Annotated in this window: 10 protein-coding genes; all 10 read left to right on the top strand. The window is 60.7% G+C overall.

What is annotated here, in order from left to right:
- Positions 1-1,253: hypothetical protein (locus tag ENJ54_09845; GenBank protein HFC10133.1), on the top strand; the 1,253-nt coding region annotated here is incomplete at its 5' end.
- On the top strand, positions 1,246-1,782 hold the full coding sequence (locus tag ENJ54_09840; protein HFC10132.1) for a hypothetical protein: 537 nt from the start codon (positions 1,246-1,248) through the stop codon (positions 1,780-1,782). The genes ENJ54_09845 and ENJ54_09840, both read left to right, overlap by 8 nt.
- Before the next feature lie 107 nt (positions 1,783-1,889).
- Positions 1,890-2,060, top strand: a complete 171-nt coding sequence (locus ENJ54_09835) for a Flp family type IVb pilin (GenBank protein HFC10131.1) — start codon at positions 1,890-1,892, stop codon at positions 2,058-2,060.
- A gap of 10 nt (positions 2,061-2,070) precedes the next feature.
- Positions 2,071-2,466 (top strand): hypothetical protein, encoded by a 396-nt coding sequence (locus ENJ54_09830; protein HFC10130.1) that lies wholly within the window; start codon positions 2,071-2,073, stop codon positions 2,464-2,466.
- Positions 2,460-2,903: a hypothetical protein gene (locus ENJ54_09825; protein ID HFC10129.1), complete on the top strand. Its 444-nt coding sequence runs from the start codon at positions 2,460-2,462 to the stop codon at positions 2,901-2,903. Before ENJ54_09830 ends, ENJ54_09825 begins: the two co-directional genes overlap by 7 nt.
- A 295-nt stretch (positions 2,904-3,198) precedes the next feature.
- Positions 3,199-3,618: a hypothetical protein gene (locus tag ENJ54_09820; protein HFC10128.1), complete on the top strand. Its 420-nt coding sequence runs from the start codon at positions 3,199-3,201 to the stop codon at positions 3,616-3,618.
- Positions 3,605-4,969 (top strand): hypothetical protein, encoded by a 1,365-nt coding sequence (locus tag ENJ54_09815; protein HFC10127.1) that lies wholly within the window; start codon positions 3,605-3,607, stop codon positions 4,967-4,969. The genes ENJ54_09820 and ENJ54_09815 overlap by 14 nt, the downstream gene beginning before the upstream one ends.
- 6 nt (positions 4,970-4,975) lie before the next feature.
- Entirely contained in the window at positions 4,976-5,221 is a 246-nt protein-coding gene (locus ENJ54_09810) for a hypothetical protein (protein HFC10126.1), read from the top strand.
- 193 nt (positions 5,222-5,414) lie between these two features.
- On the top strand, positions 5,415-5,633 hold the full coding sequence (locus ENJ54_09805) for a hypothetical protein (protein ID HFC10125.1): 219 nt from the start codon (positions 5,415-5,417) through the stop codon (positions 5,631-5,633).
- 183 nt (positions 5,634-5,816) lie between these two features.
- On the top strand, positions 5,817-7,106 hold the full coding sequence (locus tag ENJ54_09800) for a hypothetical protein (protein ID HFC10124.1): 1,290 nt from the start codon (positions 5,817-5,819) through the stop codon (positions 7,104-7,106).
- Positions 7,107-7,118 lie beyond the last annotated feature (12 nt).

Raw genomic sequence — 7,118 nt, 5'->3', positions numbered from 1 at the left:
GCGACGGAGAGCATGTCGTCGAGTGTGAAGCGACGGACAATGCCGGAAACAGCACTTCCTGGCGCAAAACGGTCGAGGTGGACACGACTGCCCCAGCCTTGACCGCTTCTGCGCCGTCGCCTGATGGCAGCGAAGGGTGGTATGTCACCGCGCCAGTACAGATAGACGCGAGCGCAGAAGACGCCACAAGCGGGGTGGCTTCAATGCAATGTCGGGTGGATGGCGGAACGTGGCAAAGCCCACCGGTGAGCGTGACGGCGGAAGGCGAGCACTTCGTCGAGTGCGAAGCCGCTGATCATGCCGGCAACACGACGGTTTGGTCGCAAACGGTGAAACTGGACACCACGCCGCCTGTCAGCGCATTTCACGAGCCCGCGGAAGGCGCGACGGTGTGGGACGTCGTGACGCTGCACGGCGAGAGCGACGACGCCACCAGCGGCCCCGCGGCGGTAGAGGTATCCACGGACAACGGGGCAACCTGGAGACCTGCTACCCTGGTAACTTCCACCGCGCAATGGACGGCGTTTTGGGACACCCGTCCGTTGCCGGACGGGGAATACACCCTCATGGCCCGGGCGAGGGACGCGGCGGGCAACGAGGAGCACACGGCCATCGTCCACGTCACGGTGGCCAATGCGCCGCCGCAAATCCGCCTTGCGCCGCAGACCTGGTATTTCTGGCAGACGGCGGAGGCGGGCATTACACCCAACCCCTACATCCCCTTGAAGGCGGTAACCGTCAAAGTGCTCGGCCCGCCTGGCTATGTTCGAGAGTGGGACTACGGCGCGGTGCAGCGAGTGGCTATCCACTGGAACACCCGCTGGTACAGCGAAACGGGGCCTTGGGCGCATCCGGGGACGTATCGCGTGGTGGTGGAGGCCGTGGACATTTACGGCCACAGGAGCCAGGTGGAAGGTCGCGTCATCGTGCCGGAGCCTGCACCGACGGCGACGCCTACCCCCACGGCCACTTTTACACCCACCCCCACGGCTACACCGACGCCAACTGCGACCGCGACATTCGCACCGCCAACCGCCACAGCAGCGCCTCCAATATCCCCAACGCCTACGCCGCAACGAGAGGTAGGCGCAGTACCAGCCTCGCTCCCGCCGTCGGAAGAGCATCCTGCTGTGCTCTGGCTGTTTGGCGCTGTGTTGGTGGTAGGGCTGTCTTTGACGCTCGACCCGCGCCCGCGTGAGGTTCGGGCGCTGACGAAATCCCTTGCTCATCTGTTGGAGGATGACCATGATTGACCTTTGGGCTGCTTTGCTTTTCCTCGTGGTGGCATTCCTTGCCGCCTTGCTGGCGGTGTACAACCACCGCCAGGCGCGTGAAATCCGCTCGCTGCGGGAATTGGTGGGGCGCGCGATTGTGATGCAAGAGCGCGCCCGCCGGGAAGCCAAGGCCAAAGAAATTGCCTTCGACCGCGAAGGGGCGTTGGCCTGGTTGAGCAAAACCGTGGCAGGCATGCCCTTGACCGAAGTCGCACAGGTATATCCCGACCTGCGCGCGGTGGAGGTCACGGGGCCAGAAGGCCGCGTCTTGATTACGGCCACACCGCCGGAAATCGTGCGACGGGCGTTCAAGGCGCAGAAAGCCAAAGGCACAGCTGGCCGCCTGGCAGCCTTCGCCCGCAGCCCTTTCCTGAACCCCGGCAAAGTGCAGGAAACAGGGCAGGGCGAAGGGCTGGAATGGTTCGACCTGGAAGCCGCGGCGGCAGGACGCGCGCTCGGCGTCGAATGGGGCGCACCTGCCCGCCTGTGGGCGTTGCTGGCAAAATGAAATACTTGACAAACCGCGCGAGTGTGGCTACAATCAGTTCCGAAAGGCGTGTTCCTTGTCGGAACGCGCCTTTTTCTATTCCCCGATAGCGTAAGGAGGTCGTCATCATGTCTGAACGAATGCTTTTGTGGATGCTGAAACACAAAGCCCAGCGGGGGCAGGGCATGGCTGAATACGGCATTGCAATAGCCGCCGTGGTCATCGTGGTGTGGGCTGCCATGAAAGTGTTGGGCGTCAACATTTCTGGTTTCATCACCGGTATTGCAAGCCATTTCTAAAGGGGGGCGTATGAGGAAAATCAGGCGCGGGCAGGCGATGGTGGAGACGGCTATTGCGCTGCCCGTGGTCGTGCTTTTGGCTGTATTCGTCATCAACGGCACGATGGCGGCGGTGGCCGCCAGCAATGCGGGCAACGCCGCGAACTACGGCGCGCGCGTGGGTGCTGTTACTCAGGGCGGCGCTGTGGGCGCTGCTGTTGCCGCCGCGCGTCAGGCTTTGGCTACCGCCCCCTTGGGTAAGTACGAGGTCAGCGCGGCGGGCGGCGGCCCACCGGGCAGCCAGGTGGTCGTGACCGTGCGGTGGCACGTCCCCAACCTCATGGGGCCAGTACTGGCGTTGTTCGGCGGCGGAAGCCCGGAATTTAGCGGGCAGGCGATGGCGACGTTTCGGCAGGAGGGATGGTGATGCTCTCCCGGCGCCGCTCGCAACGCGGCCAGATGATGGCTTTCGTAGCAGTCTTTCTTGCTATCGTTGTCGTCCCCCTGCTGGTTCTGGCTGTGGACGTCGTGCGGGCTTTCGACGTGCGTACCCGCCTGCAAACCGCGGCTGATGCTGCCTGTCAGGCCGCGGTGCAGGCCGCCGACCCGGCAGTTTACCAGGGCAGCGGCGCGACGGTGCTCATGCCTGGCGCAGCAGTAGCCCAGGCTTACCGCGAATTCAACGGCACCGTGCGCGATGCAGGGCTGGTAGGCTATTCCCCGCGTGTGGCCGTGTCCATTTTGGGGCCAACCCGCGCCCGTTGTGACGCGGTGGCCGTTGTGAAGACTTACATTCCAGGGGCGCCGGTGTTCCGGGTACACGCTACGGCGATTTCCGACGCCCGTTCTGAAAGACGCCCGTAAGCGGGTGCGCGAAGGCGAGACCGGCGGGAGCCCCGCGGGGCCGTCGGTCACTTAGGCCGAGCCTCTCATTGTCCGCTTTTTAGACAGGGGAGGTAAGCCATGAGAGCCTTTCGCGCGTACGCTTGGATGGTCTTGGTCGAGACCATCATGGGTCTGGCGGCGGCGCATTATCTGAAAATTCAGATGGCGCGCTGGCTCTACCGCACGGTGAGTATGTTTCGCTGGTAGTGGACGCCAAGGCGTTAGGGGCACTTTGCCCCAACGCCTGCCGCCAGGGAGCAAGAGGGTTTTTGCTGTGGAAATCGAACTGGATTTGACCACGCTCAAACTGGACTGGTGGGCACTTGCAGCCGTGCTCCTGTTGGTTTTCTTTGGCGTCATTGGCTATCAAGTGACGCCCGCCGATGGGCGTGTGATGACCTGGTCGGAGTGGCAGGTAGCCCGGGCGGAACGCCAGTATCAGCAGGAGTTGCGCCAGTTGCAGAATTTCGGCGCGGAACTTTCCAGTTTTCTGGCTGTGCATGACCCCGTGCGCGTCCAGTTGCAAGTCCAGCAAATGCAGGAAAAAGTGGCGCAAATGAGCGCCCCGGCGCTGGAACGGCAACGGGAGGCCTTCCAGCAGGCTGCAAACGCCGTGGTGGATTATCAGAATGGACAGATTACCTACAACGACGCTGCCCAGGCCGTCCAGGAGTACCTGGATGCCGTTAGGTGATGTGCGGCAGCAGGCGCTTCAAGACCTGCTCGACGCCGAGCGGGAACTGCGGGCGCACGCTGAAGGCGAACTACGTCGCCTGCGTGATTTGCTGTATGGACTTGCCCGCGCCCTCGACGGGGATCGCGTCGAACAAATCCGCCGCGACGACCCGCGGGCGTTTCGGTACTGGAACGCCCAGCAGTACGAGGAATTTTTTGCCCCTTTGATTGCCGCCCAGCAATGGCATACCGTGCGGAACCAGCCGACCGGCTGGGGCAACAAAACAGCCAATGGCAACGGCAATGGGCGTAAGGCCGACGCCGAGAAAATCCGCCAGTTGGAAGGTGAAATCGCCCGCCTGAAACAGCAATTGGAGGACACGCGGAGGCACGCCGCCGACTTGGCCGCCCAGTTGCGGGAGGTCAACCGCCGTGATAGCGCCGCCCAGCCATTGCAGGAACCAAAAGTACAACCAAAACCGAAGGGGCAGTCCAGGGAGGCCGCGTTTGACAAAGCCGCCAATGCGCGCGGGAAGCAGCCCAGCAAGAAACCACCCGCGCAGCGAAAGAAGACGGCTGCGGTAACGCCCAGGGCGCTGCCTGTTCGTGATGAAATCATCGCAGCCCTGCGGCAGATACGAAAGCAGCCGCCTGCCATTCCTGCCCGTGTAGAGCATCTCTTCAGCAGCAGCGTTATCGGGCGCACGCGGCAAATCATGGCGCTGTATTTGCTTGCTCTGCAGGGCATTACGCCTCGCATAGAATTGGACTATTACATAGCAGCCACCGACGGTATCAAGAAACGCAGCGGCGGTGTACGTCGCAAACTGGACGCTTTACAGGAAAAGGGCATCATTACGGCAAAGAAACTTGTCATCAATACCCCGCGAACCTCCCTGGTTGTGATGCGCCTTACCGACGAGGGCAAACGCATTGCCGAGCAGATTTTCATGCAGCCTCCCGTAGAGAGCGAATGGGAGCGGCTTGTCAGATTGCACGAAGGCGAGCGTTTTCCGGCGCATACCGCTGCTGTGCTGCTGTTCGCGATGTACGCCCGCCTGCAGGGCTACAGCGTGAGCGTGCTTCCCGAAGTGGAAAGCCCTTCGCCGCCCGATATACTGATTGCTCGCGCCAATGAGCGTTTGTTCGTGGAAGTGGAACTGGGGCGTAAAGAGCGCCCGGCGAAGTGGAAGTACAACGCTGAACTGAACGGCGGCAAGATCGCGCTGGTGACTGGTACGGCCAACCGCCGAGAGGTATTGACCGCCGACATTCAGCGCATGGGGCTGCCCGGCGTTGCTACGGATTTGGAATACCTGCTGCAAAAAGGCAGAAACGAAGAAGCCCCCTTGTGGATTGCACAGTGGTGAAGTACCGTGAAGCCGAAAGTCCATCTGGCCGAAACGCTGTTGGATTTACCCAAAGACGCCAATATCCATTTCCCTGCGATCCGGAAGGCTATGGATTACGCCTCCGAAATTTACGGCGCAGAAGTGTGGTGCGTAGTTGGGGAGCGGGGCGCATGGGTGAGAGTGCCTCCCATGCGCGAGCGTTTCGCGACACTTTTTTCGGGCGTTAGCAGCCAAAAAAGCCGGGTTTTTGCGGCAAAAAACAGCGAATAGTGTCGCACAACGCTTCTTGTGCGACAGGAAAATTCGCACCTTGACAAGTAAACACACGTGTTTTTGGGGACTGTCAAACCTCATTCCCAAGCCTCTCTTTGAGAGGCCGCCCGCCCATGCCGCGGGCTTTCACTCCGAAAGCCGACCCGCGGGCATGGCGCGGGTTGGCTGATTTCAAAAAGAGAGGTGCTCTATGGCGATGGTCAACATAGACGCAGAAAGGATTGCGAGACTGGTGAAATATCTCGCCGACGCAAGCCAAAGTCTTTCGCCATACTTTCTTGCTGTAGAGATTGAAGGCGAAGACCCCAGGAAACTTTGCGCGACGATAAACGACGTCGCGCAAAGTATCGGGTTTGTAGCCGAGGAACTTGAAAGCATTTTGAACGAGATTTCGATGGACGCTGCCTGACAGTCCCAGGCGCATGGCTACCCGCCGTGCGCTTCCCCAAAAGCACACGTGCAGCACCTTGACAAACGAATAGCCTGCCGAGGGCAGGCGGCTACCGCTCGCCGCTTGCCCCCGCCCAGCCACGGGGCCGGTCACTCAGACCATTTTACCCCGCGGGCTGGCGCGGGGTGCAGGAGGTGAGTCATGTTGGACAGCAAAATTCTCGACTTTGCCCGCAAGTGGGCAAAAAAGGCAAGCCCGGCCTACGCCAAAAGAGCCGTTTCGGTCGAGCCTATCGTCATCAAAGGGGAACCTTGGGCGTTGGTCACGGCAGCGGGGTTAGAGGGCACGTTGTACCTGGGTGTCCCCCATGCCCAAATCAACCCCGCCGTGTTCGACGCTGACAAACTGCCCAAATTCCCCAAAGGCGGGAGCCTGGTTGTCGAGGAAGGCAAAAAAGCCTTTATCGTGAAGGGGAATGCCCGCATCCCCTTGCCTGTGTTGGGCGAAGAAGACGCGAAATTTTACAACCTGCCGCCCATGCCGCAGGAAACGGAAGGCGACTTCGAAGAAGTCGTTGTTGCTGCGGAAGATGTGGCAGAGGTCGCGGCTTTTCGCTCGCCCGATGACGCACGTCCGGCCTTGCAAACGCTGGGCTTCCACCCCAACGGGATGTTTGGCGCGTCCGATGGCTACCAATTGGGCGTTGCAAAGATCCTGTCAGGGGAGGTTAGCCCTGTTGCAGAATGGAGCAATGGGGAGGTACAAATCATGGCCCCCGAATTGCCCCAGGCGTTCTTTGGGCTGGTCGTGAAGAAGGCGGAAGGGAAGATGCGCTTTCGTTTCGTAAAGAAACCGGAAGGCGCTTTTGTCCCCCAGGTAAGAGGCTGGCTGCGCCTCGACAAGAAGGTTGCTCCCGTGTTCTTCATGGTGCAGGGTACAGGGTATCACAAGTACCCTGACTTTGCCCAAATTTTGGAAGGCAAGCGCGAGGTCTTTGGGACGATAGATGTGCCCAAAGACGCCCTTGGTTTGCTCAAACTGGCAGACAGGGGCTACTTGCTCACCGATGACGAGGGCGCGATTCACCTTGTCGCAGAAGCCGAAGACGAAGACGGCAGGCCGCAGATTGTCGCTGTCTTGCCCGTAGGCGAGACGACCACTGAAGCGGCTTTCATGGCTGCATACAACGCGGCTTTTCTGCGTAAGGGGTTTGCCTTCCTTCCCCAGGGCGAGGTTTCGGCAGACACCAACTACGTTTCGCCCGCTTCGCCTTTACAAATCAGTAAAGGCGAAAAGGTGTACCTGGTTATGCCGCTGCGCGTGGTGTCCTTTGCGGGAAGCGACAAAGACCTGGTGGAAAATACCTGCCGCGTCTTGAATGCTGCCAACGATTGGGGCGTCAAAGTGGACAAACTCTTGTCCATGCTCCCCGTGTTGGACATTCCCGCCGAGGACGAAACCGCGTTTGAGGCGGTCGCTGTCCCCGCGTAGCCGCCGCATTCT

It is taken from the genome of Chloroflexota bacterium, assembly GCA_011322445.1.
Classification (GTDB): domain Bacteria; phylum Chloroflexota; class Anaerolineae; order Anaerolineales; family DRMV01; genus DRMV01.
Note: the sequence above shows the minus strand (reverse complement) of the source record. Positions and strands in the feature narration are given on the sequence as shown.